The organism is Parachitinimonas caeni (genome assembly GCF_030129945.1).
Taxonomy (GTDB): domain Bacteria; phylum Pseudomonadota; class Gammaproteobacteria; order Burkholderiales; family Chitinimonadaceae; genus Parachitinimonas; species Parachitinimonas caeni.
Window position 1 is genome coordinate 86706 of the sequence record NZ_JARRAF010000007.1, and the last position, 26280, is coordinate 112985.

28 protein-coding genes are annotated in these 26280 nt (G+C 53.3%); 9 read left to right on the top strand and 19 right to left on the bottom strand.

The genetic code is table 11. The features are described 5' to 3' along the window. Position 1: 1 nt before the first annotated feature. The 12 genes from PZA18_RS25455 to queA all read right to left on the bottom strand — a co-directional run bounded on the left by PZA18_RS25455 (position 2) and on the right by queA (position 12166). A complete protein-coding gene (locus tag PZA18_RS25455; protein WP_284100307.1) occupies positions 2 to 97 on the bottom strand; it encodes a cytochrome oxidase small assembly protein in 96 nt (31 codons plus the stop codon). Positions 98 to 118: 21 nt separating this feature from the next. Continuing rightward, positions 119 to 1741 (bottom strand): cytochrome c oxidase subunit I, encoded by a 1623-nt coding sequence (gene ctaD / locus PZA18_RS08075; RefSeq protein ID WP_284100308.1) that lies wholly within the window; start codon positions 1739 to 1741, stop codon positions 119 to 121. Between the two features lie 18 nt (positions 1742 to 1759). After that, the gene (gene coxB / locus PZA18_RS08080; protein WP_308447352.1) at positions 1760 to 2980 is read right to left on the bottom strand and encodes a cytochrome c oxidase subunit II; all 1221 of its coding nucleotides are present in this window, start codon (positions 2978 to 2980) and stop codon (positions 1760 to 1762) included. 215 nt (positions 2981 to 3195) lie between these two features. Continuing rightward, positions 3196 to 3876, bottom strand: coding sequence for a dethiobiotin synthase (bioD, locus tag PZA18_RS08085; protein ID WP_284100309.1), 681 nt, complete (start codon positions 3874 to 3876; stop codon positions 3196 to 3198). Positions 3877 to 3886: 10 nt separating this feature from the next. Next, positions 3887 to 4780 carry a malonyl-ACP O-methyltransferase BioC gene (gene bioC / locus PZA18_RS08090; protein ID WP_284100310.1) on the bottom strand — a complete coding sequence of 298 codons (894 nt, stop codon included), beginning with the start codon at positions 4778 to 4780 and terminating at the stop codon, positions 3887 to 3889. Between the two features lie 5 nt (positions 4781 to 4785). Further along, positions 4786 to 5418, bottom strand: coding sequence for a DedA family protein (locus PZA18_RS08095; protein ID WP_284100311.1), 633 nt, complete (start codon positions 5416 to 5418; stop codon positions 4786 to 4788). Between the two features lie 60 nt (positions 5419 to 5478). Further along, entirely contained in the window at positions 5479 to 6510 is a 1032-nt protein-coding gene (gene secF, locus PZA18_RS08100) for a protein translocase subunit SecF (RefSeq protein ID WP_284100312.1), read from the bottom strand. Between the two features lie 18 nt (positions 6511 to 6528). Beyond that, positions 6529 to 8355 carry a protein translocase subunit SecD gene (secD, locus tag PZA18_RS08105; RefSeq protein ID WP_284100313.1) on the bottom strand — a complete coding sequence of 609 codons (1827 nt, stop codon included), beginning with the start codon at positions 8353 to 8355 and terminating at the stop codon, positions 6529 to 6531. A gap of 62 nt (positions 8356 to 8417) precedes the next feature. Beyond that, entirely contained in the window at positions 8418 to 8687 is a 270-nt protein-coding gene (gene yajC / locus PZA18_RS08110) for a preprotein translocase subunit YajC (protein WP_308447353.1), read from the bottom strand. A 328-nt stretch (positions 8688 to 9015) separates the two neighbouring features. Further along, positions 9016 to 10134: a tRNA guanosine(34) transglycosylase Tgt gene (gene tgt, locus PZA18_RS08115; protein WP_284100315.1), complete on the bottom strand. Its 1119-nt coding sequence runs from the start codon at positions 10132 to 10134 to the stop codon at positions 9016 to 9018. Between the two features lie 45 nt (positions 10135 to 10179). Continuing rightward, on the bottom strand, positions 10180 to 10989 hold the full coding sequence (locus PZA18_RS08120) for a metallophosphoesterase (protein WP_284100316.1): 810 nt from the start codon (positions 10987 to 10989) through the stop codon (positions 10180 to 10182). Between the two features lie 160 nt (positions 10990 to 11149). Further along, a complete protein-coding gene (gene queA / locus PZA18_RS08125) occupies positions 11150 to 12166 on the bottom strand; it encodes a tRNA preQ1(34) S-adenosylmethionine ribosyltransferase-isomerase QueA (protein ID WP_284100317.1) in 1017 nt (338 codons plus the stop codon). 415 nt (positions 12167 to 12581) lie between these two features. Between queA and aroQ the strand changes: the two genes are divergently transcribed. The 7 genes from aroQ (at position 12582) to tpx (PZA18_RS08160) (ending at position 19248) form a co-directional block, all read left to right on the top strand. Then, entirely contained in the window at positions 12582 to 13070 is a 489-nt protein-coding gene (aroQ, locus tag PZA18_RS08130) for a type II 3-dehydroquinate dehydratase (RefSeq protein ID WP_284100429.1), read from the top strand. 29 nt (positions 13071 to 13099) lie between these two features. After that, positions 13100 to 13555, top strand: coding sequence for an acetyl-CoA carboxylase biotin carboxyl carrier protein (accB, locus tag PZA18_RS08135; RefSeq protein WP_284100318.1), 456 nt, complete (start codon positions 13100 to 13102; stop codon positions 13553 to 13555). Positions 13556 to 13643: 88 nt separating this feature from the next. Then, entirely contained in the window at positions 13644 to 14999 is a 1356-nt protein-coding gene (gene accC / locus PZA18_RS08140; protein WP_284100319.1) for an acetyl-CoA carboxylase biotin carboxylase subunit, read from the top strand. Positions 15000 to 15143: 144 nt separating this feature from the next. Then, the gene (prmA, locus tag PZA18_RS08145; RefSeq protein ID WP_284100320.1) at positions 15144 to 16031 is read left to right on the top strand and encodes a 50S ribosomal protein L11 methyltransferase; all 888 of its coding nucleotides are present in this window, start codon (positions 15144 to 15146) and stop codon (positions 16029 to 16031) included. Between the two features lie 422 nt (positions 16032 to 16453). After that, positions 16454 to 17629: a DUF3426 domain-containing protein gene (locus PZA18_RS08150; protein WP_284100321.1), complete on the top strand. Its 1176-nt coding sequence runs from the start codon at positions 16454 to 16456 to the stop codon at positions 17627 to 17629. Positions 17630 to 17780: 151 nt separating this feature from the next. After that, complete coding sequence (tpx, locus tag PZA18_RS08155; RefSeq protein ID WP_284100322.1) at positions 17781 to 18296, top strand: thiol peroxidase; 516 nt, start codon at positions 17781 to 17783, stop codon at positions 18294 to 18296. A 451-nt stretch (positions 18297 to 18747) separates the two neighbouring features. Further along, complete coding sequence (gene tpx, locus PZA18_RS08160; protein WP_284100323.1) at positions 18748 to 19248, top strand: thiol peroxidase; 501 nt, start codon at positions 18748 to 18750, stop codon at positions 19246 to 19248. Between the two features lie 90 nt (positions 19249 to 19338). On the opposite strand, the gene mnmA is transcribed toward tpx (PZA18_RS08160), so the two are convergent. The 4 genes from mnmA to PZA18_RS08180 form a co-directional block, all read right to left on the bottom strand. Then, the gene (gene mnmA / locus PZA18_RS08165) at positions 19339 to 20412 is read right to left on the bottom strand and encodes a tRNA 2-thiouridine(34) synthase MnmA (protein ID WP_284100324.1); all 1074 of its coding nucleotides are present in this window, start codon (positions 20410 to 20412) and stop codon (positions 19339 to 19341) included. Further along, a complete protein-coding gene (locus tag PZA18_RS08170; protein WP_284100325.1) occupies positions 20405 to 20911 on the bottom strand; it encodes an NUDIX hydrolase in 507 nt (168 codons plus the stop codon). The genes mnmA and PZA18_RS08170 overlap by 8 nt, the downstream gene beginning before the upstream one ends. A gap of 241 nt (positions 20912 to 21152) precedes the next feature. After that, complete coding sequence (locus tag PZA18_RS08175; protein WP_284100326.1) at positions 21153 to 21401, bottom strand: hypothetical protein; 249 nt, start codon at positions 21399 to 21401, stop codon at positions 21153 to 21155. Between the two features lie 111 nt (positions 21402 to 21512). Continuing rightward, positions 21513 to 22073 (bottom strand): rRNA large subunit pseudouridine synthase E, encoded by a 561-nt coding sequence (locus PZA18_RS08180; protein WP_284100327.1) that lies wholly within the window; start codon positions 22071 to 22073, stop codon positions 21513 to 21515. A gap of 181 nt (positions 22074 to 22254) precedes the next feature. On the opposite strand from PZA18_RS08180, the gene icd reads away from it, so the two are divergent. Together icd and PZA18_RS08190 are read left to right on the top strand one after the other, a co-directional pair. Then, positions 22255 to 23484, top strand: a complete 1230-nt coding sequence (icd, locus tag PZA18_RS08185) for an NADP-dependent isocitrate dehydrogenase (protein ID WP_284100328.1) — start codon at positions 22255 to 22257, stop codon at positions 23482 to 23484. 93 nt (positions 23485 to 23577) lie between these two features. Continuing rightward, positions 23578 to 24399 (top strand): symmetrical bis(5'-nucleosyl)-tetraphosphatase, encoded by an 822-nt coding sequence (locus PZA18_RS08190; RefSeq protein WP_284100329.1) that lies wholly within the window; start codon positions 23578 to 23580, stop codon positions 24397 to 24399. Here PZA18_RS08190 and PZA18_RS08195 read toward each other — a convergent pair. The 3 genes from PZA18_RS08195 to yacG all read right to left on the bottom strand — a co-directional run bounded on the left by PZA18_RS08195 (position 24326) and on the right by yacG (position 26264). After that, a complete protein-coding gene (locus PZA18_RS08195; protein ID WP_284100330.1) occupies positions 24326 to 25153 on the bottom strand; it encodes a lysophospholipid acyltransferase family protein in 828 nt (275 codons plus the stop codon). The two genes, PZA18_RS08190 and PZA18_RS08195, sit on opposite strands and share 74 nt — an antisense overlap. Before the next feature lie 78 nt (positions 25154 to 25231). Next, positions 25232 to 25987: a GNAT family N-acetyltransferase gene (locus tag PZA18_RS08200; protein ID WP_284100331.1), complete on the bottom strand. Its 756-nt coding sequence runs from the start codon at positions 25985 to 25987 to the stop codon at positions 25232 to 25234. A gap of 103 nt (positions 25988 to 26090) precedes the next feature. Further along, positions 26091 to 26264, bottom strand: coding sequence for a DNA gyrase inhibitor YacG (gene yacG / locus PZA18_RS08205; RefSeq protein WP_284100430.1), 174 nt, complete (start codon positions 26262 to 26264; stop codon positions 26091 to 26093). Between the last annotated feature and the right edge of the window lie 16 nt (positions 26265 to 26280).

Sequence of the window (26280 nt, forward strand, 5' to 3'; positions counted from 1 at the left end):
ATCAACGCCCGATAATTGCAATTTTAATAATCAGGCCGAAAAAGAACGCCAAGGCAATGGATGCCAAGATAAGTCCTAGCCGTAAATTCTTGTTCATTACTTTTTCGCCCCGATTTAATTAGTGCAATTTCTGTTCTGCACTCAGTTTATCCACTAGCTCGCGTGCAGGCGGCTCTTCCCAGGTGTGGAACGGCGCAGGCGACGGAACTTCCCACTCCAGCGTCTGCCCACCTTCCCATGGACGTTGTGGTGCCTTCTGACCACCTTTTATCGTCGGCAACAGCACAAAGAACAGGAAGTAAACCTGAGCGATACCGAAGGCAAACGCACCAACCGTCGCCATGGTGTTGAACTCGGTAAATTGGGTTGCATAGTCAGGAATGCGGCGTGGCATGCCAGCCAAGCCCAAGAAGTGCATTGGGAAGAAGGTGACGTTGAAGGCGATCATCGACCACCAGAAATGAACCTTGCCGCGCCCCTCGGGATACATATGGCCAGTCCACTTCGGCAGCCAGTAGTACACCGCTGCAAACAGCGAGAACAGTGCGCCGGCCACCAGAACATAATGGAAGTGGGCTACAACGTAATAGGTATCCTGTAATTGAATATCGACCGCAGCGATCGACAAAACAACCCCAGAGAACCCACCCATTGTAAATAGACATACAAAGCCAATTGCAAACAGCATCGGCGTTTCGAATGTCATGGCTCCTTTCCACATGGTGGCAATCCAGTTAAATACCTTCACACCTGTGGGCACCGCAATCAAAGCCGTTGCGTACATGAAAAACAGTTGTGCAGTTACAGGCATGCCCACCGCAAACATATGGTGCGCCCAAACCATGAATGACAAAATCGCAATGGAGGCGGTTGCATAGACCATTGAGTGATAGCCAAACAACGGTTTACGAGAAAATGTGGGAATAACCTGAGAAACTACACCAAAAGCAGGCAATGCCATGATGTAAACTTCTGGGTGACCAAAGAACCAGAAAATATGCTGATATAAAACCGGATCACCACCACCAGCTGCATTAAAGAAATTGGTACCAAAATGACGATCTGTCAGCACCATGGTTACTGCCCCGGCCAGAACAGGCATCACGGCAATTAACAAATAAGCGGTAATCAGGGATGTCCATGCAAACATCGGCATTTTCATTAATGTCATGCCGGGTGCGCGCATATTTAAAATGGTCACGATGATATTTATCGCGCCCATAATCGAAGAAATCCCCATGATGTGAATGGCGAAGATCGTCAGATCCATGCCAACACCCATTTGCGTGGCCAGGGGCGCATAGAGCGTCCAACCTGCAGCCGCCGCACCGCCAGGTACGACAAAGGAGATCATCAACAACGCAGCAGCCGGTGGCAGCAGCCAGAACGACCAGTTGTTCATCCGGGCAAACGCCATATCCGGTGCGCCAAGCATCAACGGCAGCATCCAGTTAGCCAAACCTGTAAAGGCCGGCATGATCGCGCCAAAAACCATCACCAGCCCATGCAGGGTGGTGAATTGATTGAAAAGCTCCGGCCGGAAGTACTGAAGGCCCGGCTGAAACAGCTCAAGCCGGATACACAAGGCCATAACGCCGCCGGACAGGAACATGATGAAGGCAAACCAAAGATAGAGCGTACCGATGTCTTTATGGTTGGTTGCCGTTACCCAACGCATGATGCCGCTTGGATGATCGTGGTGATCATGCGCGTGGTCTGTAACGTGTGTTGCAGTGGTCATAACTACTCTCCCTATTCCTTACTTGCGGGCTGCTTTGATGTCTGATGGCTGCACGACGTCACCAGTCTTGTTACCCCAAGCGTTACGCTCGTAAGTAATTACGGCAGCAATCTCAGTGTCCGACAGCGTCTTCGACCAGCCGGGCATTGCATTCTTACCTGCCAGTACGATGCCTACGTGCGCGCTTCGATCACCCTTGGCAATCTTCGAGCCGTCCAGTGCAGGGAAGGCGCCCATGCCCTTGCCGTCAGGCTTGTGGCAGACCGCACAGTTATCCTGGTAGACCTTTTCGCCACGCTTCATCAAATCAGCGAGTTCCCATTTCTTGTTCGGATCGTCGGCACTTTCCGCAGCCTTTTTCTTTTGCTCGGAGACCCATTTTTTATAATCTTCGTCACTCACCACATTTACCACGATGGGCATGAATCCGTGGTCTTTCCCACACAATTCAGCACATTGCCCGCGATAAACACCGACTCGGTCAGCCTTGAACCAGGTATCACGAATAAAGCCGGGAATAGCATCTTGTTTGGTACTGAAAGCCGGCACCCACCAGGAGTGAATTACATCGTTTGCGGTTAAAAGCAAACGGACTTTCTTGCCGACCGGAACCACCATTGCATTATCAACTTCAAGCAGGTAATTCTCGTTTTTCTTTTCAACCTGCTGAGAATCTTTTCCAAAATTCTCGTATTGTGTCTGTGGAGTTGCCAATTTGCTATGAAAGCCAAATCCCTCATCAAGGTAGTCGTAACCCCATTTCCACTGGTAACCAGTAACTTTTACTGTTACATCGGCACCCTTGGTATTTTTCTGGTTAATGACGACTTTAGTTGCTTGCCAGGCCATTGCTACGACAATCAACAGAGGAATAACTGTCCAAACGACTTCGACTGTCACGCTTTCATGAAAATCGGCAGGTTTATGGCCTGTTGATTTGCGATGTTTAAATATCGAATAAAACATCACGCCAAAAACAATTACGAATATCACCAAGCATATCCACAAAAGTGTCATATGCAGGCTGTAAACGTCTTGAGCGATGCTTGTAGCGGGTTGCTGGAAATTAAGCTGATACTCAGCGTGGCTTAAGGATGCCCCGAAAAGCGCCAATGTCGCCAAAAGCTTGTTTCTGTGATTTTTCATGTTCTCCCCAACAACAATACGCCCACCGGCGGCGGCGGGCGTCGAATTCGTCTGCGCAACAGTTCCGGCATCACGAAATTGAAATGCCTGCATTGATACGAATCAAACAGCAGGCGCGGCAATTTGTCGCACGAGATGGTAGCAGACCCTAGAGGGTTTGCTCAAGAAACTCTGGAGGGGGAAAAGCAGAAGCTCACTATAGACAGCGACTATCTAAGTCGCAAGGCTGATAATCAGTACAGATAATGATGTCGCTTGATCACCTTAACCGGCTTTGCGCCGGCAAACTTCAAGCAAAGACTTGCTAATCAGAACAGCAACTTGAGTCTTTCCGTATCAAAGACTGTCTCGGCACCTTCAACTTGCTCATTCCAGTGAAGGGTGCCGAGCCTGGGTGCCGCTATGGCGCTGGATAAATAGGCAACATTTTCGTCCTGACACGGCATAACCGGATCAATGCAATTAGCCACCCATCCAGCAAGCGGCACATTGCGGGCAAGAATGGACTCAACCGTCAGCATGGCATGATTCAGGCAACCCAGCCTCACCCCCACAACCAAAATTACAGGCAGATTGAGCGCGATTGCCAGATCAGACATGGTCTGATTTTCAGAAACTGGGGCAAGCCATCCTCCAGCCCCTTCCACCAGAACCACTTCAGCCAAGGCTGCCAGATGCTGATATGCCTGGGAGACTACAGAAAATTGGACATGAGTATTTGCCCTTGCCGCAGCAAGGTGCGGCGACACTGGATCGGAAAACGCATAGGGGTTGCGCCACTCAAGGGGCGCAGCAACGTTCGCGGCATTCGCGTGTTGCAACACATCTTCGTTGACGGGTCGTCCGTCCTGACCAGACAGACCACCAGAAGCAATGGGCTTCATGCCCACAGTGCGATACCCATTGGCGACCAAGCTGCGGATCAATTGAACTGTCACATAAGTCTTACCAACTTCGGTGTCAGTCCCTGTTACGAAGAAGCCGGCCATGTCTTCCTCGTCAGCCCTGCTTTGGAAAGAAATCAATGACCTGTCGGCCATCCTGCAACACTTTCTTCGAGGCTGATTCCGGCTTCCAGGCATGGCCGTAGATCACTTCATAACTGGCAGGCAGCTTGCCATTACAACGAAACTGCTCATACGACCCAACCACTTTTTGCCAGGCTTGCTTGCCCAATAATCCTCGCCGACGTCCGCTGGCAACGTTATGTGCGCCAATACCTTTTAAATCGAGCATGACATCCTTCACCGTGTCGTATTGCATGGTGATTCGCTCCATATCAATTACCGGGGCACCAAAGCCAGCTTTTACCAAGGCATCGCCAATATCATGCATATCAATAAACCGATTTACATGCGGTTGATCATCTACTGTTTGAAATGCAGAACGCAATTCCATCAGCGTATCGGGGCCCAATGTGCTGAAGGTAAACAGCCCGCCAGGTTTAAGTACTCGCCAAGCATCGGCAAAAGCGCTATCCGGTGTGTTACACCACTGTATGGTCAAATTCGACCAGACCACATCAAATACAGCGCCCGCAAAAGGCAAATTCTCTGCATCTGCACAAACCTGAGTCCGTTGCACTCCACGCAAGACAGACCACCCTTTTGCCCAGAATGAAGCCTTGCTCTTCGCAACCTGAAGCATGGAAAGCGCGAGGTCTAACTCAATAACTTGAACATCGGGAAAACGTTTACTCAACAAGTCGCGGCCATAACCTGTACCCGACCCAAGATCCAGCAAACGGGTCGGCTGAAGTTTCACATAATCAAAGCGCTCATCCAGACGATTGGCGACTTCACGTTGCAAAACAGCAGATTGGTCATAGTGGTGCGCTGCAGCATCAAATGACTGCCGCACAGCAACCTTCTCGCTAAAAAATGGCTCATCCACCACACTTATCCCCTGGCCAAATTACGTTGCCGGAAGAACTCGATAATGGCAGGCAATAATGAAACGACAATAATCAAAACCACCAGTATTGATAAATTCTCTTTAACAATGGGGAAATTACCCAGGAAATACCCACCATAAACCAGACTAATAACCCAAATTAATGCGCCAGCAATGTTAAACAACTGAAATCTAGCAAATGGCATTGCACCAATACCGGCTACAAAGGGGGCGAAAGTTCGAAGGATGGGCATGAATCGAGTCAAAATGACAGCCTTGCCACCGTGCTTCTCAAAAAATCCATGAGTCCTATCGAGATGTTCCTGTTTGATAAACCACGCCCCAGGCTTTGCCGCCAATTTTTTTCCCAGGGTTCTTCCAACCGCATAATTCACCGTATTACCCAGGATTGCAGCAACACATAGCATGAGCACCAACAAATTCACATCAATACCGCCAGTTGCCGCCACCGCACCGGCAACAAATAACAGGGAGTCTCCCGGCAAAAATGGCATAACCACCAAGCCCGTTTCGCAAAAAACCACAAGGAACAATAGTAGATATATCCAGGCACCATATTCTGCTGAAAAGCTGCCCAAATATTGATCAAGATGGAGAAAAATATCCAGAATTTGCATCACTAACCTGCCTGTATTTCAGAAAAGACAAAGGCGGGCATTGCCCGCCTTTTTACTGCATCAAGGCACCGCCTCTTCTTTTGCCTTAACCGTTGGAATCATATTCTCCCGAGTAACACCAAATAGCAGCAGCAATGGGCTAGCTACCAATACCGAGGAATAAATCCCAAACAAAATGCCAATGGTTAATGCCAAAGCAAAGTAGTGCAAGCTAGGGCCGCCGAGAAACAACATTGCCAGTACCATCATTTCTGTGCTGCCGTGGGTAATGATGGTTCGGCTCATTGTTGTGGTAATCGCGTTATCGATAATTTCGCTAACAGTGCGACCACGCATACTGCCTTTCCTGAAGTTCTCACGAATCCGGTCAAACACCACCACAGACTCATTCACCGAGTAGCCGAGTACCGCCAGAACGGCAGCCAGGACCGTAAGAGAGAACTCCCACTGAAAAAATGCAAAGAAGCCAAGAATGATCACCACATCATGCATGTTCGCCAGAATGGCGGACAGCGCAAAACGCCACTCAAAGCGGATGGCCAGGTAGATGATGATGCCGACACAGACCAGTAATAGCGCCAACAAGCCATGCTCGACCAGCTCGGCACCAACAGAGGGGCCAACAAATTCGACCTTACGTTGCACCAAGCATTTATCTTCAAGCGCTTTGTGCTTCACTTCATCTGTCTTAGCGGAGACATCAGAACGCAGCTGCTTACACTCCTGAGTGTCGTTATTCGCGACAAGTAGTGCATTGAAGGCCTGATCGCTGATCTTGGCACTACTGGTCCCTTCAACGTTGGGCAAGCGAATCAATACATCTCGTGCGGTACCCAGTGGCTGCACAATGATGTCGCGCTTCTTGCCACCCAATTCGAGCTTCTCAATAGAAGTGCGGACCAGCTCAAAATTTGCAGCTTGGGGGTAACGCACCTCCATCACAGTCCCCCCCGTAAACTCAATACTGAAATTGAGAGGGCGAGTGATCAGAAAAAATACAGACAGCAAAAATGTGACCAGAGATATCGTCGTCGTCAATTTCCCGTAACTCATGAACGGGATATCTCGTTTGAAATGGAATATTTCGAACATGCCAGTGTTTCCTTCGCTTTAAACGGCGAGCGTTTGAACGCGACGTCGGTAGCCGTAAACCAGGTTTACAACCCCTCTCGACACAAATACCGCGCTGAACATTGAAGTCAGAATGCCCAAACAGTGTACGACCGCAAAGCCACGCACCGCGCCAGACCCGAAGATCAGCAAGGCAAGACCCGCAATCAGCGTCGTGATGTTTGAATCCAGAATGGTCGCCCAAGCATGATCGTATCCCCCCTTGATTGCCGCTTGGGGTGACATGCCGTTGCGTATCTCCTCACGAATCCGCTCGTTGATCAGCACGTTTGAGTCAATCGCCATACCCAGAGTCAGGGCAATCGCCGCAATGCCTGGCAAGGTCAGCGTTGCCTGTAGCATCGACAACAAGCTAACCAGAAACACCAGATTCGATGCCAAAGCAAACGTGGAGATCAAGCCAAAGACGCGGTAGTAAATCACCATGAAGACCGCGATAGCGGCAAAGCCATACATGGTGGAATGGAAACCTTTCTCAATGTTCTCCTTACCCAGGCTTGGGCCGACCGTGCGTTCTTCGATAATGTTCATCGGAGCAGCCAAAGCGCCCGCACGCAACAGCAAAGCGACATCCTTGGCATCTGCCGTGGTCATGGCTCCGCTGATCTGAACCTGACCACCACCAATCTCGCCGCGGATAACCGGAGCGGTAACAACCTGGCCCTTGCCCTTCTCCACCAGAATCATCGCCATACGACGGCCGATGTTATCGTGCGTGACTTGGCGGAAAATGGAGGCACCATTCGAGTCAAGACGGATGTGAACAGCGGGCGAATTGTGGTCATCGAAGCCAGCTTGCGCGTCACTGATATTTTCACCAGTCAGCTCAACTTCTTTCTTAACCAGAATCTTGTTGCCACGTCCACGCTCTTCTGCCTCTTCCAGCAATTCATAACCAGCAGGCACATTACCAGCAAGCGCTTCTTGCAGTTTGCCCTGATCATCTTCAACGAGACGTACCTCAAGTGTGGCGGTTCGGCCGATGATATCCTTGGCCTTGGTCGTGTCCTGCACACCAGGCAACTCAACCACGATACGCTCGGCGCCCTGCTGTTGAATCGTGGGCTCCGACACCCCTAGTTCGTTCACCCGGTTATGCAAGGTGCTGATGTTCTGCTTTACCGCATCGCCTTGAATGCGACGAATTTCCTCAGGATTGAGGGTAATCACCAACTTGTAGTCATTGTCCCCGCGGCGTTCATCGACCTTCAGACTGGTGAAAGTCTTCTCAATCGCACGCTTGGCTGCCAAGAGTGTTTCCGCATCGCGAAGCTGGACTTCCAGGGTTTGGCCGTTACGGCGCACACTACCATAGCGGACCTTCTTGTCCTTGAGCTCACGACGGATATCGCCTGCGGTTCGCTCAAAGGCCTTATCCATCGCCGCCTTCATATCCACTTCCAGCAAGAAGTGCACTCCCCCACGCAGATCCAGGCCCAAAAACATCGGGTGCGCACCCAATTTGGACATCCAGGCAGGTGAGTCCGACAGCAAATTCAAGGCAACTGAGTAGTTCTCACCCAAAGCCTCTTGGATGACAGACTTGGCGTGCAGCTGAACTTCCGTATCTTTAAACCGGACTTTCAAGCTGTTGTTCTCCAGCAATAGACCGGCGGTCTGAATCTTTTGCGCAGCCAATGCCTGTTCAACCTTGGCCATGACGGCCTGGTCTACATTGATTGTGGAACGTGCGCCGGAAACCTGGACTGCAGGACTTTCACCAAAGAAGTTAGGCAAGGTGAATATCGAAGCCACCACTAGGCAAACGACAATGACCAAGTACTTCCAAATTGGGTAGCGATTCATGATGGCTTTGCTTACCTCGCCAAACTGTGGATCAAACGGGTCTTGGTACAATCTGCCAGCAGTTATCTGGCAGCCTTGACCGCGCCCTTCTCAAGCTTCTGAGCAATTGCACCGCGCTGAACAACCACTTCTACGCCATCGGCAATTTCAACGGTCAGATGTTGGTCACCAGCTTTGACGACCCGCCCCAAAACGCCACCATTTGTTACCACTTCGTCGCCTTTGGCGATGGCGTCTAGCATGGCTTTGCGCTCTTTCAGCTGTTTCTGCTGGGGTCTAATCAGAAGGAAATAGAACAAACCAAAGATGATCAGAATCGGCAAGAAGGACACGAGGTCCAGGCCCCCTGGCGTTGTTGAGGCAGGTGCTGCATAAGCTGGGCTGATAAGCATCCAGAACTCCGAAAATCAAAATATAACGTTGGAAAAACCAAAATCCTCACCACACCGGGAAGACTGGCAGACATTGACAGTAAATGACCGCACAAGTGCCACAATTCAAGCGGAAGGCGCCGAATAATTGCTGCTTTACGGGGCATCCTGCCTAAATTGGAAGCCGGGCATTCTAGCCGGTCCCCCCTGCAAAATCCACCGAGGCTGGCTGAACTATGTGCGTCAAACCAGCCATCACGAGGGCGAATATCACTTGCAGCGAGGGAGGTTAAAGACTGTCGGCGCCAGTAGCACGATCTGCTGCAAACTGCGCAACGAAGGAGGCGTAAGCGGAGGCTTCAATCGAACATCTAAGCTCAGCCATCAACCACTGGTAGTAATGCAGGTTATGAATGGTATTCAACCGCGCCCCAAGAATCTCCCCCGTGCGGAACAGGTGATGCAGATAAGCCCGGCTGAAATTACGGCAGGTATAGCAGGAGCAGGAGGGATCAAGCGGGCGGACATCGTTCTTGTACCGGGCATTCTTGATTTTTACATCGCCAAACCGGGTAAACAGCCAGCCATTACGGGCGTTTCGTGTTGGCATTACGCAATCAAACATATCAACACCCTTACCCACCGCGAAAACCAGATCTTCAGGCGTGCCCACTCCCATCAGATAGCGCGGACGATTGGTTGGCAGCTGCGGAGCGGTATGCGCAAGAATGCGATGAAAATCCTCCTTTGGCTCACCAACAGAAAGGCCACCAATTGCATAGCCGTCAAACCCGATTTCCTGAAGACCCGCCAACGATTCGTTGCGCAGATGCTCGTACATCCCGCCCTGCACGATGCCAAATAACGCATTGGGGTTATTTCGTGAATCGAAAGCATCACGTGAGCGTCTCGCCCAGCGCATCGACATGCGCATAGACTTGGCAGCCTCTTCAACTGTTGCTGGATAGGGCGTGCATTCATCAAAGATCATTACGATGTCAGAGTTCAGCACCGTCTGGATGCGCATCGACTCCTCCGGGGTAAGGAATAACTTGTCGCCATTAATAGGAGACTGAAAACGCACCCCCTCTTCCGTAATCTTTCGCAACGCCCCCAGGCTGAAAACCTGAAAGCCACCCGAATCCGTCAGGATAGGCTTATCCCACCCCATGAATTTATGCAGCCCATGATGCGCTTCAATGACCTCAAGGCCGGGCCGCAACCATAAATGAAAGGTATTACCCAAAACGATCTGGGCACCAATTTCATTGAGTTCGAGCGGAGACATGGCCTTGACGGAACCATAAGTACCCACCGGCATGAAGACCGGCGTCTGCACGGTGCCATGATTCAGAACGAGCGTTGCCCGACGGGCTGCGCCGTCTGTCTTGATAAGCTGGAATTGCATGAGAGAAAGTCCTTTGCCACCGGAAAACAGTCCGGCGCGGGTGAATCAACGGGTGTAAAAAACAGGATTACCTTTATTGTGGTCAGCCAGAGTCAGGCGCATTGGCGCACCGCTATCCGCGTCGCCAACATAGACATTGCCCTCATAACCAGAACCCGTATCGAGATGGCAATGCGACTCATAAATTACCGGATATGGCACCGGATTATGACCACAATAGGTAATAGAAAGACCAGGGTGCCAGCTTGGCCCCTTACGATCGACCGCACGAATACTTGCTTCATCAGCGATAGTCCGGCTCCAGATCAGGCGCTCAGGGGTATGTTCATCCGCCCCACGCAGACCATCATCAATATCCGCATTGGTAAAAAAGCGTCCGCTGGTAGGATTAATTTGCAGCGAGGCATGTACAACATTAAAGCGCTCCGGTGTGCCCGGTCCAACAACTAGCACATGAGGCAATTTACCAATAATCTGCGCTAGCGCAGTCAGTTCCGGGTCGCGCTTGAGCAATAGTCCCAGGGCCCACGAACCGCCATTTGCCATGCACAACGCCACATCGTTGTCGTTGCCGCTTTCCAGTGCATTGAAAAGCATCTGCTCGTGGTTTCCCAATACGGCATAGAACCATGGCTGCCGCAGCAACTTCAGACAGGCGAATGAGTCAGCACCGCGATCTATCAGATCCCCCGTGGAAAACAGCCGATCACCACGCGCCGGGTTAAATCCGGAAGCCACAAGCAGTATCTCCAGATCACGCCGGCAGCCATGAACATCCCCCACCACGAAATCACGCCCTCGCGTGTTATGGGGAACAAATGCAACTCTGGCGCGTGAAGAAGTACCCATGTTCATGTATCTAATTATCGTGCCAAGGTCAGCAATTTATAAAGGTGACCCGACCTCAAGACGGAAAAACTTGTGACTACAAGGAAGCGAAAAGTGCCTGGCCATCACTGGGTTTGTCCTTACAGAGAAACCGGCAATCGCCAGCGGCCCAGTACAACTTGGCCTCCTACGCTGGAGCCCGTTCCAGCAACATGGCATCGCCATAACTGAAAAACCGATACTGACACGCCACCGCATGCGCATAGGCATGTTGCATCACGTCATGACCAGCAAAAGCAGCGACCAACATCAGCAGGGTAGACTTTGGCAGATGAAAGTTGGTAATCAGTCTATCCACCACCTTGAACTGAAACCCGGGGGTGATAAAAATATCGGTATCACCAACTGGCTCGGCAAAATCGCCTTGCAAGCAACTGGCCTCCAGCGCCCGCAAAGAAGTCGTGCCCACTGCGATCACGCGGCCGCCATTGGCTTTAGCCTGGCGGATTGCGTTGATCGTTGCCTCGGGCAACCAATAGCGCTCACGATGCATACGATGCTGGGCAATCTCTTCAGTTCGAACGGGTTGAAAAGTGCCGGCACCAACATGCAAGGTCAGGAAATGCAGCCCCACCCCTTGCTTTGACAGCTGATCCAGCATCGCCTGATCAAAATGCAATCCAGCCGTCGGCGCCGCCACAGCCCCCGACTCATTCGCGTACACGGTCTGATAACGCTCTGCGTCATCACCGGTCGGATTGTGGCTGATGTAAGGAGGCAGAGGCAGCTTACCAATCGCCTCAAGAACCTGTTCGACTGGCGCATTGAAGCGCAGCAAATAAAACTCACCGTCCCGTTGGACGACCTCAGCACCATATCCTGCAAAAACCAGCGCTGAACCCGGCTTGGGCGACTTGCTGGCCTTGATCTGGGCGAGCGCCTCGAACTCGCCAACCATCCGCTCAACCAGCACTTCAATCTGCCCGCCGGTCTGCTTCTGCCCATGCAATCTCGCCTTGACGACGCGCGTATCGTTGAATACCAGCACATCACCCGTGCGCAACAGCGTGGGCAACTCAACAAACATACGATCTGCCAGATTCTTGTTTTCAACATGCAACAAGCGACTGGCTCCGCGCCGCTCGGGCGGGAACTGCGCAATCAGATGCTCTGGTAAGTGGTAATCAAAATCAGCAAGACGCATTATTGCCTTCACAAATATTTCTAATTATAAGCGCTAAGCCGCAGTACCGTAGCCTTCCAGGCAAGTTCCGGGGGAATTTCTTCGATTTGCGTCGAAAATCACGCTTCATGAAAAAGAGTGACCCGCCCAGCCGACATGATCGTCAGCAGACCTGGATCTTTTTGAAAGCACCTTGCAGCGAACTGGCCAAGCGCTATTTTGATACCGGGCATGCCCTAAGCTCTCGTCATAAGGCTTGATCCAGCGCGGGTAAGCGGCAGTTTGCGACCACCCTTCGACGGAATCCACACTATTCTGACCATCAGTCTAATGTCGGACACACATGCAATAAAACGGTCAAATCAAAACGATCGTTTGACCGAAATTGTGGTGAATTGTAGACAAATTGCAGGAAATTGCGGCAAACTGCGTCGCTATGACTCAGTCGCCTTCAACTCAACACGGGCTTCCGCCGCGCCAGATTCTGGTTCTTCATGGCCCCAACCTGAATCTGTTGGGCGTGCGGGAACCACAACATTATGGCGCCACCACGCTGGCAGAAATCAACCAGCGTCTGGTTGAACAGGCCTGTCTTCACGGCGTCACTTGTGACACGTTTCAGAGCAATGCCGAAGCTGCATTGATTGAGCGTGTTCACGCCACGCTGCATGATGGCACCGATTTCATCATCATCAATCCGGCGGCCTACACCCATACCAGCATTGCACTCAGGGACGCAATCAGCGCCGTCAAGATTCCGTTTATTGAAGTACATCTTTCGAACGTGCATGCACGCGAACCCTTCCGCCACCACTCCTACTTTTCAGATCTGGCCGTTGGCGTGATCTGTGGTCTGGGGCCCTTGGGTTACGAGCTGGCTCTCGAATATGCACTCCATCACAACCAAACCATTGCTGCGCGCTAAATCAGCAGCCGTCATTCCAAGGAAGCAGAATGGATCTTCGCAAGCTAAAGAAGCTCATTGATCTGGTCGAGGAATCTGGTATTGCAGAGCTTGAAGTTACTGAAGGTGAAGAGCGAGTACGGATTACTCGTGTCACTGCAAACAATCAGATGATTTACGCCCACCCGGCCCCCACTCAGGTTCAAGTGCCGGCCGCAGCCCCTACAGCCCCCGCTGGCACAGCCGCCCCCGCAGTACCGGCCATACCGGAAGGTGAGCCGGTCAAATCTCCCATGGTCGGGACTTTCTATCGCTCACCCTCCCCTGGCGCCAAAGCCTTCGTGGAAGTGGGCAGTCAGGTCAATGCCGGCGACACCCTTTGCATTATCGAAGCCATGAAGCTGCTTAACGAGATTGAGGCAGAACGTTCTGGTGTTATCAAAGCCATCCTCATCGAAAATGGCCAGCCGGTCGAATATGGCGAGACACTATTTGTAATCGGTTAATACCAAGACCACCCGTTCAAGCCGCAGCCAGCCTGATCACGGTAGGCTGCGCATCGCCCCACCTACCTCCTGCTCACTGGAAAAGCCGATGTTCGAAAAGATCCTGATCGCCAATCGTGGTGAGATCGCGCTACGCATACAGCGCGCCTGCCGCGAAATGGGTATTAAGACTGTGGTCGTCCATTCCGAAGCTGACCGCGAAGCCAAGTACGTCAAACTCGCCGATGAGTCGGTGTGTATTGGCCCCGCCCCGTCCAGTCAAAGCTATCTCAACATCCCCGCCATCATTTCTGCAGCAGAAGTGACCGACTCTCAAGCCATTCACCCTGGCTACGGCTTCCTGTCCGAAAACGCAGACTTTGCCGAGCGGGTCGAACAATCCGGGTTTGTATTCATCGGGCCAAGACCAGAGTCGATCCGCTTGATGGGTGACAAGGTTTCGGCCAAAGACGCCATGAAGGCGGCTGGGGTTCCATGCGTACCCGGCTCGAATGGTGCCCTGCCAGACGACCACAAGGAAATCGTCAAAACAGCCAAGCAGATCGGATTTCCCATCATCATCAAGGCCGCTGGCGGCGGCGGCGGTCGAGGCATGCGGGTTGTTCATACCGAAGGTGCCTTAATCCAGTCCGTCGAAATGACCCGGGCGGAAGCACAGACCGCTTTCGGCAACCCGACTGTCTACATGGAAAAGTTTCTGGAGCACCCCCGCCACATCGAGATACAGATACTGGCCGACGAATACGGCAATGCCATTTATCTGGGAGAGCGGGATTGCTCCATGCAACGCCGGCACCAGAAAATTATTGAGGAAGCCCCTGCTGTCGGCATCACCCAGAAGCAGCGCCAGAAGATTGGCGAAGCTTGTGCGGAAGCCTGTCGCAAGATGGGCTACCGCGGAGCAGGAACCTTTGAATTCCTGTTTGAGGACAATGAGTTCTACTTCATCGAGATGAACACGCGAGTGCAGGTAGAGCACCCGGTCACAGAGATGATTACCGGCATTGATATCGTTCAGGAACAGATCCGTATTGCAGCCGGTGAGAAGCTGCGCTACTCGCAAAAGCAGGTAGAACTGCGCGGCCATGCCATTGAATGCCGAGTCAACGCCGAAGACCCATTCAAGTTCACCCCAAGCCCCGGCCGGATTGCGACTTACCATACACCTGGCGGCCCAGGCATTCGTATCGACTCGCATATTTACCAGGGTTATTTCGTGCCGCCCAACTACGACTCGATGATCGCCAAGGTCATAGCCTATGGCGACACCCGCCAGCAAGCGATCGCTCGGATGCGGGTCGCCTTGTCAGAAATGGTGGTCGAAGGCATTCAAACCAACATCCCGTTGCATCAGGAGCTCTTTGCCGACCCATCCTTCGTGAAAGGCGGGACGTCGATCCATTATCTGGAGAAACGACTGGCTGATCGTAAAACCAGCAATTGATACTGGGTTACGGCCCATCCACATTGCTCAAGACGCCACTGAGGCTATTTGGCCGCAGTGGCGTTTTTCATCGCCATGCAACACCGCCGGACTGCCATAGACCAACTGCCGTCGTACAATGATGCTTTTTGAACGGTATCCGCAATGCCTTGGCATGAACTTCGCATCCAGGCCGACTCCAAGTTGGCCGAACAACTCTCCGATATCCTGTTTGATCTAGGCGCGCTCAGTGTCAGCATTGAAGATGCCACCGCCGGCACCGAGCAGGAAAAGCCGATTTTCGGCGAACCCGGCATGCCTCTGGAACAACTGTGGGAGCACAGCATTGTGGTCGCATTGCTGGCAGAAGAAGCGGACCCACACCTGTTTGCGGCAGGAGCCGCCCAACAGGCAGGCATCCCACTCCCTACCTACGATATTAAGCACATTGAAGAGCAGGATTGGGTACGTGCCACCCAGGCACAATTCGACCCGATTCAAGTCTCCAACCGGCTCTGGATTACCCCCACCTGGCATCAACAGACACCCGACGCCATCAATATTGCCCTCGACCCCGGCCTGGCATTTGGCACCGGTAGCCATCCCACCACCTGGCTCTGCCTGCAGTGGCTGGATGAGCAGATTGCAGGCGGAGAAACTGTACTCGACTACGGCTGTGGTTCCGGCATTCTGGCAATCGCCGCCAAGCTGCTTGGAGCCACCAAAGTTGACGGCGTGGATATTGATCCACAAGCCATGATCGCCAGCCGACAAAACGCCGAGCAGAATCAGGTCAGCATGGATTTCTTTCTGCCGGATGCTGCGCCAGATGCTCAATACGATATTGTCGTCGCCAATATACTTACCAACCCGCTGAAACTACTGGCCGCACTCTTTGCAAGCCGCTGCCGAGCCGACGGTCAGCTGGTGCTATCGGGGATTCTGGTGGAGCAGGCGGAAGAGGTCATCGAGATTTATCGGCCTTGGTTTAACCTCGAAGTCAGCGCGGAGCGAGAAGGTTGGGTCCGCCTTGCCGGGCTGCGTAAGCAGTGACGGGTGCAGGCACGATATTGCCAAATAGCCATACCAAGCGGGCTTCGGGAACCAGGCGATAAGTTCCAGAAGCCCGGCAGAGCCGCGATTTCCGCAAACACAGGTCTCCGGGGCGGCACATAACAACCCCCGCGAGCCCCCTTGGCTAGTGGCCGTTTGGCCTCATCGTCAATCGCTTCTCTGCCTGAGCTCAGCTCATCAGCCCACCCCGGCAGACGTTGCCAAGTACGCAACAATGCGCTAAACACACCGGGGACCCCATCTACTCGCGCCAGAACTACCGATCTGGCTTGGTTGTACACAAAAACGTGGCAAACTAGGCTCTGTTGGTATGTATATTGCGGGACCGACAGGCTATGCAGCCCCCTGCCGGTGCTGCTATTTCTGCAAACCGTTTCAGAGAAAACCGAAAACACCAAACAATGTTCCATGTCACTCGCTGCCCAAACTGCCGTACCAGCTTCAAGCTGACCGATGCGCATTTGACCGCGTATGGTGGAAAAGTCCGCTGTGGCCGCTGTGCCTTTGTGTTTGACGCCAGAGACCACATGCTCAGCCATGGCGAAAATCAATCGCCGACGACTCCGGCCCCGGCTCAGACGGCCAGCACGCCGCCAGAAACCGCTACCGCAACTCAGGCAGCCACACCCATAAAGGCGCCTCCCGCGCCCATCACCAAACCTGCAGAGGAAGACAACCTGTACGGGCTCAATGACATCTCGATCCAGTTGAAAGCAACTGCCGAGACAGAGTCTTCAGATGGCAGTCTCACCGACAAGTCACTGCGAGAACTGGCTGATGCGCTCAAGACGCCGGCGCCAGCCGAAGTCCAGATACCACCCCCTCCCCCTCCCGCACCAGAGAAGGCTGAAGAGCCTGGCAAGACCTTGCTGGAGCTGAATTTCGACATCGCCGCTCAGCTGGAGAAAGCGATTGAAGCCGCTTCCGATTTCAGCAATCTGCCACCCGTAGAGGCCACAAGTCCGGGCAATGCCGCTGCAGATGCCTTTAGCCGCAGCAGCTTTGATGACCACAAAGCAGGCGAGTATCGTCCGATCCTTACCTCAGAGGACGAAGCGTTGCTCAGCCTGCCACCGGAGCCCTCGCCTTGGCGTTGGCTATGGTTGATACCGGCTTTTATCGCTTGCGTTGCCCTGGTCGCCCAGGCTGCGTACTTCTTCCGGTCCGAGCTGGTCGTCCAGATGCCAGGACTGAAGTCCCGCTTTGAAAATCTCTGCGCACGAGCCGGCTGCGAAATTGCCCTGCCCGCCAAGCAAGATTTTCTGAGAACAGAGTGGTCGGAGCTGACCTATCTGCCAGATCAGCCCAACCAGATGCAGGTCAACGCCACCTTGCGCAATCATGCTCCGTTTGATCAGGCCCTACCGTTGCTCGAACTGACTCTGACCGATGATCATGACCGGGTCGTGGCAAAGAAGGTGTTCACGCCGACCCAATACCTACCCGATAACGGCGGCAAGCGCCCCAAGGCACTGGCTGCGAATGTGGATCAACGTGTTTTCCTTCAGTTGCAGCTTGATGGTGCCAAGTCCACAGGCTATTCGATTTATTGGTTCTACCCGAAACCTGATCGCTGAGCCTCTCAAGCGTTCACGGTTTATCGTGGCTAGGCATGCACAGCCACATCCGCAGCATCACGCAGCAGGCATGGCTTGGCCGCAGCTTGAATTCGTGCACCGGGCCATCAATACTGAAATGAGCCACCCTACGTAGCCAGGAGGAATCGAGATGGCAACCATTATGCTGAACGGCGAACCGATTGGGGTCGGCGGTCGTTTTCCCCAAGTCGGAGACACCGCTCACAGCTTCATGCTGGTTGACAACAATCTGGGAGATGTATCGCTCAGCAAGTTTTCCGGCAAGCGCAAGATTATTGCCGTCGTGCCGAGCGTTGACGCAGAGATCGGCCTGAAGATCGCTCGCCGGCTAGAAGCAATTGCCGACAACTTCGCCAATACCAAGATGATTCTGGTATCGGTTGATACTCCTTACGCCCAAGCCCGTGTTACCGCCGTTGAAGGTTTCCGCAAGCTGCTGATGCTGTCCACCTTGCGCGGCCGGGACTTTCACAAGGACTACGGTGTCATGATCACCGATGTCCCACTTTCCGGCATGATGGCAACCGCCCTGATCGCAATGGATGAGGCAGATACCGTCCAGTATTCGGAATTGGTTCAAGACGTCAACTCGGAGCCCAACTACGAAAAAATGGCAGATGCCATGCTGCCGCCGGAAGAGGGCTGAGTCAGGCTGGAGTGACGCGATTGCCGACGCAATCAGCCTGCCACTTCAAATTCGCGCATCAAGCCCCAAAATACATAACGGCCCAGCCATTGGCGGCCGTATTTTTTTGTACAGGCCGGTTTTTTGAGCATGCCCATTTGTGCTGAACCAATGCCTTAGGCTCCGTTGACGTTTTGTTTTGGGATCGCGCTTTGCCCCCGCAAGGAGGATGCGTTGCCAGTAAGCCGCTTGGCAGCAGCCACGCAAGGCCAGGTCGAGTTTTAGAGTATGGTGTCATTAGGGTCCGCTTATTGCGCTGACTAAACCGCTCTCACCCTGCCTCGTCCCGCCCTTAAACTCGGCCCGGCGCGACCGGAAACAAAACGTCAACAGAGCCTACGGCTAGTGCAGCACATGCGGAAATTGCATACCAACAAAGCCTGAACTACCACTTCCCACTGGAGAACACACAATGACAACCGTAACACTTGGTGGCAATCCGATTCCGGTCAACGGCAAATTCCCAACCAAGGGTGATAGCGCCCCAGCGTTCAGCCTGGTCGGAAAAGATTTGAAGGATGTCACGCTGGCGGACTTTGCCGGCAAGCGCAAAGTGTTGAATATTTTTCCGAGCATCGACACCCCAACCTGCGCCATGTCCACACGGAAGTTCAACGCTACAGCCAACGACATCGCCAACACCGTCGTACTGTGCATCTCTTCCGACCTGCCGTTTGCACAAGCTCGCTTCTGCGGCGCGGAAGGGCTGGATAAGGTCATTACCCTCTCGACCATGCGTGGACGGGACTTCCTGCTCAACTATGGCGTGGAAATTGCCGGCGGCCCCTTGGCTGGCGTTACCGCCCGCGCAGTCGTTGTGCTGGATGAGCAGGACAAAGTGATCCACTCCGAAATGGTCGCCGAAATCAAGGATGAGCCTAACTACGACGCAGCATTGGCTGTATTGAAGTAAGCTCACGCAGCCCTAAAAAAAGACCCTGCCGCTCACCGTACAAAATGCCTTGGTGAGCGGCAGGGTCTTTTTTTGGGGCACTGAAAGTGGCTATTCGATAATGATGCCGCCGCCCAAGCAAACTTCGCCATCGTAGAGCACCATGGACTGCCCCGGTGTTACAGCCCATTGCGGGTCATCAAACCGAATCAGGCAGCGGCCATCAACGATCTCAAGCAACTCACACGGCGCATCTGGCTGACGATAGCGCGTCTTGGCCGCATAGCGCCCCGGTGCGGGAGGATGGTCGGCCACCCAGCTCAGATCAATCGCTTCCAGCTGCGGCTTGAGCAGCAGCGGGTGATCATGCCCCTGCACCACGATCAGGGCATTGCCCGGAATGTCTTTCCCGGCGACAAACCAAGGCTCCCCCGGCCCACCGATTCCAAGCCCCTGCCGCTGGCCGATCGTGTAGTACATCAATCCCATATGCTCGCCGACCCGTTTGCCTTCCGGTGTCACCATCAGCCCTGGCGCTTTGGGTAAATAGCGATTCAGAAACTCACGGAAAGGCCGCTCACCAATGAAGCAAATCCCCGTCGAATCCTTTTTGTCATGATTGGGCAAGCCAATCTCGGCAGCAATGCGCCGCACTTCCGGCTTGGTGAGTTCGCCCAGCGGAAAACGCGCGTGGCTGACCTGGTGCTGATTCAGACGGTACAGAAAATAGCTCTGATCTTTGGCCGTATCCGCTGCTTTGATCAGCTGCGCTTGCCCCTCTGGGGTATCCCGCCGCGCTACGTAGTGACCAGTCGCCATCTCACTCGCGCCAAGAGACAAGGCATGATCGAGAAACGCCTTGAATTTGATCTCCGAGTTACACAATACGTCGGGGTTCGGGGTACGGCCAGCTGAATACTCTGCCAGAAAATAACTGAACACCCGGTCCTTGTATTCCCGTGCAAAGTTGACGATCTCGATGTCAATGCCAATCAGATCAGCCACCGCAATCGCGTCGAGCGAATCCTGCTTGATCGAGCAATATTCATCGTCGTTGTCGTCTTCCCAGTTCTGCATGAAGACGCCGACAACGTCATACCCCTGCTGCTTCAACAGCCAGGCTGATACGGAGGAATCTACCCCTCCAGACAGGCCAACAACGATTCGGGAAGCGGTATCAGTCATAGTGATGAATCAAATCAATAGGGAAGCGCCGGCCAGCCAGATAGTCATCGACGCATTGCAAAGTGAGGGGGCTGCGGTGTGCGGCTTGGCAAGTCAATAGTTCTTCTCGACTCATCCAGATGGCGCGAACGATGCCGTCATCCAGATGGCACAGTAAAGCATGTGGATATTGCCCAGCGAAAGCCAGATTGACACGATCACGGGTTGGATCACCCTCTGCGCCCAGCAGCTCCGCAGCAAACGCAAATCGCAGATAGGTGAGCCCGGTTTGCCCTGGCGGTGACCATTGATAGATACCAACCAGAGCCGTCGGCCGAATCTGAAAGCCTGTCTCTTCGGCAGCCTCTCGAATGCAGGCGTTCAGCAAGGACTCACCATCATCCAGATGCCCCGCTGGCTGATTGAGGCGCAAGCCCTGATCCGTCTGCTCCTCTACCAGCAGGAATCGTCCCTGCAGTTCGACAATTGCAGCGACAGTGACATTCGGTTTCCATCTCATGATGTTTTTAGTCTGGAAAGGACAAAGGTTTCTCAATCCCGGGCTTGCGGCCCATTCAAATCTGGAATTAACAGTTTAATTTCAAATACTTAATTAATTTTACAGCTGCGGATAACCAGGAAAATATTTAATACCAGAATACGAAGATATTGTGGCACAAGCCACTGTTTCAATTGGCATTACCAAATAAAAAAGGGCGGTCGCCGCCGCCCTTTTTATAACTCTGCAAGAAAAGCAGAAATTACTGCTTCTTGGCTTCTTCTTTCTTAGCTTCTTCTTTCTTCTCTTCTTTCTTGTCGGCCTTCTTGTCAGCCTTCTTGTCGGCCTTCTTCTCTTCCTTCTTCACTTCTTCTTTCTTCTCTGCAGTAGCAGCAGGCTTGGCTTCAGCAGCGGCAGCAGGCTTAGCAGCTTCTGCAGTCTTTGCAGGCTCAGCAGCGATAGCAACAGTGGCGAACAGGGTAGCGATCAGGGCAGCGAACAGCTTCGTCATTTTAATTTCCTCGAATCTTAACTGGTTGAAACGACTTAAATTCTTCCGTTACAGCGGTAATCTAACGCCAATAACGGCCGGCATTGTAGCGTGAGTGCATTAATTTCGGAATTATTTCTTATTGCGGTGCAGTACATTTGCGGCGACTTGTCGCCAATTCCCAACAGCTAAATCATCAATCGTCCAATCACCGACTCGATAGCGAACCAGCCGCAATGTCGGCAAACCAACTTTTGCGGTCATACGGCGCACCTGGCGGTTCTTGCCCTCACGAATGGTCAGCTCCAGCCACGAAGTCGGGATCGACTTGCGCTCCCGTATTGGCGGATTGCGCGGCCACAGGATCGTCGGCTCGTCGATCTGACGCACGATTGCCGGCAACGTACGAAAATCGCCAAGATCCACTCCCTGGCGCAATTGCTGCAGCTGTTCGGACATGGGCCGACCTTCCACCTGCACCCAATAGGTCTTTGCCAGCTTATGGCGAGGATCGGCAATACGACTCTGCAACACGCCATCATCGGTCAATACCAGTAGCCCTTCGCTATCCGTATCAAGGCGCCCCGCTGCGTAAACCCCCGGTACACTGATGAAATCAGCAAGACACCGGTGTGGCGCCTGTGGGGTGAACTGGCAAATTACGCCATAAGGTTTATTAAAAAGGATCAGCACGGTGAGATCTTGCCCTGCGCCAACTGGCGCGGCTTTAGCGGAAGGCGGATAATACGCGATTCTACAGCCGCGCCGCGCCTCTGCGGTCGCCGGCGTCTGATGTATCCATCGCGTGCGCCAGACTCAAGTGCGAACGCTGTAGCAAGAATAATCGTACCCCACACGTAACCAAGGTGATGCAATGAGCAAATCGCATATTGTCGTTCCGCAAAGCGGCACCAAAATCGTCGCAGGCCAACCTACGCCTGATAATCCAATCATTCCGTTCATCGAAGGTGATGGTATCGGTGCCGATATCACTCCAGTAATGAAGGATGTGGTTGATGCGGCTGTCAAGAAGGCTTATGGCGGCAGCAAGCAGATCAGCTGGATGGAAATCTATTGCGGCGAGAAAGCGACCCGCATTTATGGCGAAAACAACTATCTGCCGGAAGAAACCGTAGCCGCGCTGAAGGACTATGTTGTTTCGATCAAAGGCCCTCTGGCCACCCCGGTTGGCGGCGGTATCCGCTCGCTGAACGTCGCTCTGCGCCAGCAGCTGGATTTGTATGTCTGCTTGCGCCCGGTTCGCTACTTCAAGGGCGTGCCTTCTGTGCTCAAGAGTCCAGAAAAGACCGATATGGTGATCTTCCGTGAAAACTCGGAAGACATTTATGCGGGCGTTGAGTGGGCCGCCGGCAGTGCTGAAGCCAATAAGGTTGTCCAGTTCCTGTTGAACGATATGGGTGTCAAGAAGATCCGGTTCCCTGAAACTTCCGGCATTGGCATCAAGCCCGTTTCAAAAGATGGTACCGAGCGTCTGGTTCGCAAGGCGATCGAGTACGCAATTGCCAACAATCGCAAGTCGGTAACCTTGGTCCACAAGGGCAACATCATGAAGTTCACCGAAGGCGCATTCCGTGACTGGGGCTATGCTCTGGCCAAGAATGAATTCGGTGCAGTGGAGATTGATGGCGGTCCATGGATGAAGTTGCCTAACGGCATCATCATCAAGGACGCGATTGCCGATGCCTTCCTGCAGCAGATTCTGCTGCGTCCGGAAGAATACGACGTTATCGCCACGCTGAACCTGAACGGCGACTATATCTCTGACGCGCTGGCAGCTCAGGTAGGCGGAATTGGTATCGCTCCCGGTGCCAACCTCTCCGATACCGTTGCCATGTTCGAGGCGACTCACGGCACTGCGCCCAAGTACGCAGGCCAGGACAAGGTCAACCCAGGCTCAATCATTCTGTCTGCAGAGATGATGCTGCGCCATATGGGCTGGACCGAAGCGGCAGACCTGATCGTTCGCAGCACTGAGGCCGCCATCAAGGACAAGCTGGTCACTTATGACTTCGCTCGTCTACTGGAAGGCGCCACCGAAGTGTCCTGCTCAGGCTTTGGCAAGGCAATGATCGAGCGGATGTAATCCCGCGCATCATTGTTGGTCAGTTGACCGTCAGGAAAACGCCCCAATACGCTTATTGGGGCGTTTTTTTGTGACTTATAGGGAAGTACGCAGATGGCAACCTACGCAATTGGAGATATTCAAGGCTGTTTCAGAGAATTGCAGGCCCTGGTCCAGCAGATAAACTTCCGCCCTGATCAAGACCGCCTTTACCTGGTGGGGGATCTGATCAATCGTGGCGATGACTCCCTGAGTGTTTTACGCTGGGTCAAACAACATCAGGGTAGCGTGTTCACTGTGTTGGGCAACCATGATCTGCACTTGATTGCAGTGCATGCCGGGGTTGGCAAACTACATAAAAGCGATACGCTCAGCGAGATTCTGGAGGCACCAGACTGCACGCTATTGATTGACTGGTTACGCCACCAACCACTGGTGATTCACACCTCCGACTTCCTGATGGTACACGCCGGGTTGTTGCCGTGCTGGAGCGTTACAGTAGCCTCCGAGTTGGCCTGCGAAGTGGAACATGCCCTGAAAGCCGAAGACTATCGGGTCTTCCTGCAGCAGATGTACGGCAACAAGCCAACGCACTGGAGCAATGCACTGAAAGGCGAGGAGCGCTTGCGGCTGATCGTCAATGCCATGACCCGCATGCGACTGACCACCCGCAACGGGGGGCTGGACCTGTCTTTCAAAGGGGAATTGGACGACGCACCGAAAGATCTTTGCGCCTGGTTTGATGCCCCAGGCAGACAGAATCGCGAACACACTATCATCTGCGGCCATTGGTCGGCGCTGGGTCTGAAGCTGCGTCAAGACTTGATTGCACTTGATACTGGTTGCGTTTGGGGTGGGCCACTTACTGCGATTCGACTGGAGGATCGTCAGGTTTTTCAGGTCCCGTCTTATCAGCCAAAAGCAAACTGGGAATAGCCCCTTCAGAGCGCACCACCGGCCGGATCCTTTCCTCGGTTTGTTTGGCCAACTCCCTGCGGCTCAGGCCTGATGCGCTGACACCTTCCGGAAAATGCAGTTCGACCACTAATTGCTTGTGCCGCAGCATGCTGCGAATTGACTCGACCAAGCTCATATCATTGATATAGGCAGCCGCCAAAGTCCTACTGCCAGAAGCATCAAAATACCGCAGCGCAACGGGCGCCACTTGGGCCTGGGCCTCAACCGCCGGTTGCAGCAGCGACGCATTGAATGGCTTGACGTCCAGCCCATCCGTCGTCCCCCCCTCGGGAAAGATCGCAATGCAATCGCCATTGCGTAACGCCTCGGCAATCTGCTGATTAACCCGATGGGTATCAGTGCGCTTTTCCCGCACCACAAATAAGGTACCCGTACGATCACACAACCAGCCTATCACCGGCCAGCGCCGAACTTCCGCTTTAGCAACAAAGCGCGAAACCGTAACCGAATTCATGACGAATATATCCAGCCATGAAACATGATTGGCCACCAGAACGGTATTGGCTGGCAGCGTCTCAGGCACAGTCCCCGATACTTTGACTTTGACGCCCAGAACATTCACCAGTCGCCGCGACCACCGCTGGATTGAGGCGGCGCGGCTGGCTTGGCTCCGCCATCGAAAAGTCAGCCCAACCTCCGCCACACCCCACACTAAATGAAGGGCCAACCGGGACAGGCGGTAAGCACGGACAACGCGACGGGTGGACTGCATGGCATCTCTACTGACACGGGAAAGCTTGAATCTTACCCCCAAGCCACGCCGCTCAACCACCAAACCTCGCACACGCACTCACCTGCCAATCCCAAAATGCCGCGCATACCGTGCATTCAGACGAGACATCGGCAACAGCACGAAGATATCAGCCGTGTTGAAATCAGGATCCCACGCAGGCGCCCCACAAACCAGAGCCCCCACTTGCAGGTAACCACGAATCAGCGCGGGCATTTCAACTTCCTGCCTATTATTCAGAGCATCGATTGGCAGCGGGTTACGCGGAAATACCTTCCACTCAACCGGACCAAGGTGCTTAGCCTCAATGCGCTTGAACACACTGGCCGCTGCATGCCCTCCGTCCGCCATGCTGATGCTGGCGCAGCCCGCCAGATAGCGATATCCGTGGCGAATCATGTACTGAGACAAACCCGCCCACAGTCGCCCGATTACGCCACCGGTGCGGTAATCGGGGTGGATACAGGAACGGCCCACCTCAACCATTTCGGCCCGAATATGCTGCAGTCGGGTCAAGTCGAACTCGGTCTCTGAGTAATAGCCACCAATGCGGCGAGACTGCGCAGGCGAGAGAATGCGGTAGGTTCCTACAACTTCACCAGTACTCTCGTCACGGACGACCAAGTGTTCACAATAAGGATCGAAGATATCTACATCCAGACCTGCATGGCGGGTTTGCAAGCGTGCACCCATTTCTTCAGCAAATACTTTGTAACGTAATGCTTGGGCAGCCTGCACTTCCTCTTCGGTTCTGGCTAAACCGACAAAGAATCTGCTGGTTGCAGATGGCGTGGATTTAAGTTGTAGATCTAACACGGGAGCCCCTGTCTATCTCGGAAACAGGGACAAAGTTAGTGCTATTGGATGACTGGAGGATGACCGAAGGGTGACAGTTTTCTAACCGACACTCATGGAAAAACTACTCTTCGACTCCAGTATCAGAAGAGGTAAGTGGGACCCGGTACTGCTCATCTGCCCACAGCCCCAAATCAATCATTTTGCAGCGCTCACTACAAAACGGGCGATAGGGACTGGATGCCGACCACTCAACATCCTGCTTGCAGTGCGGGCAGGGCACAATTCTTGGCTTCATGACTGGCAGAAAATCA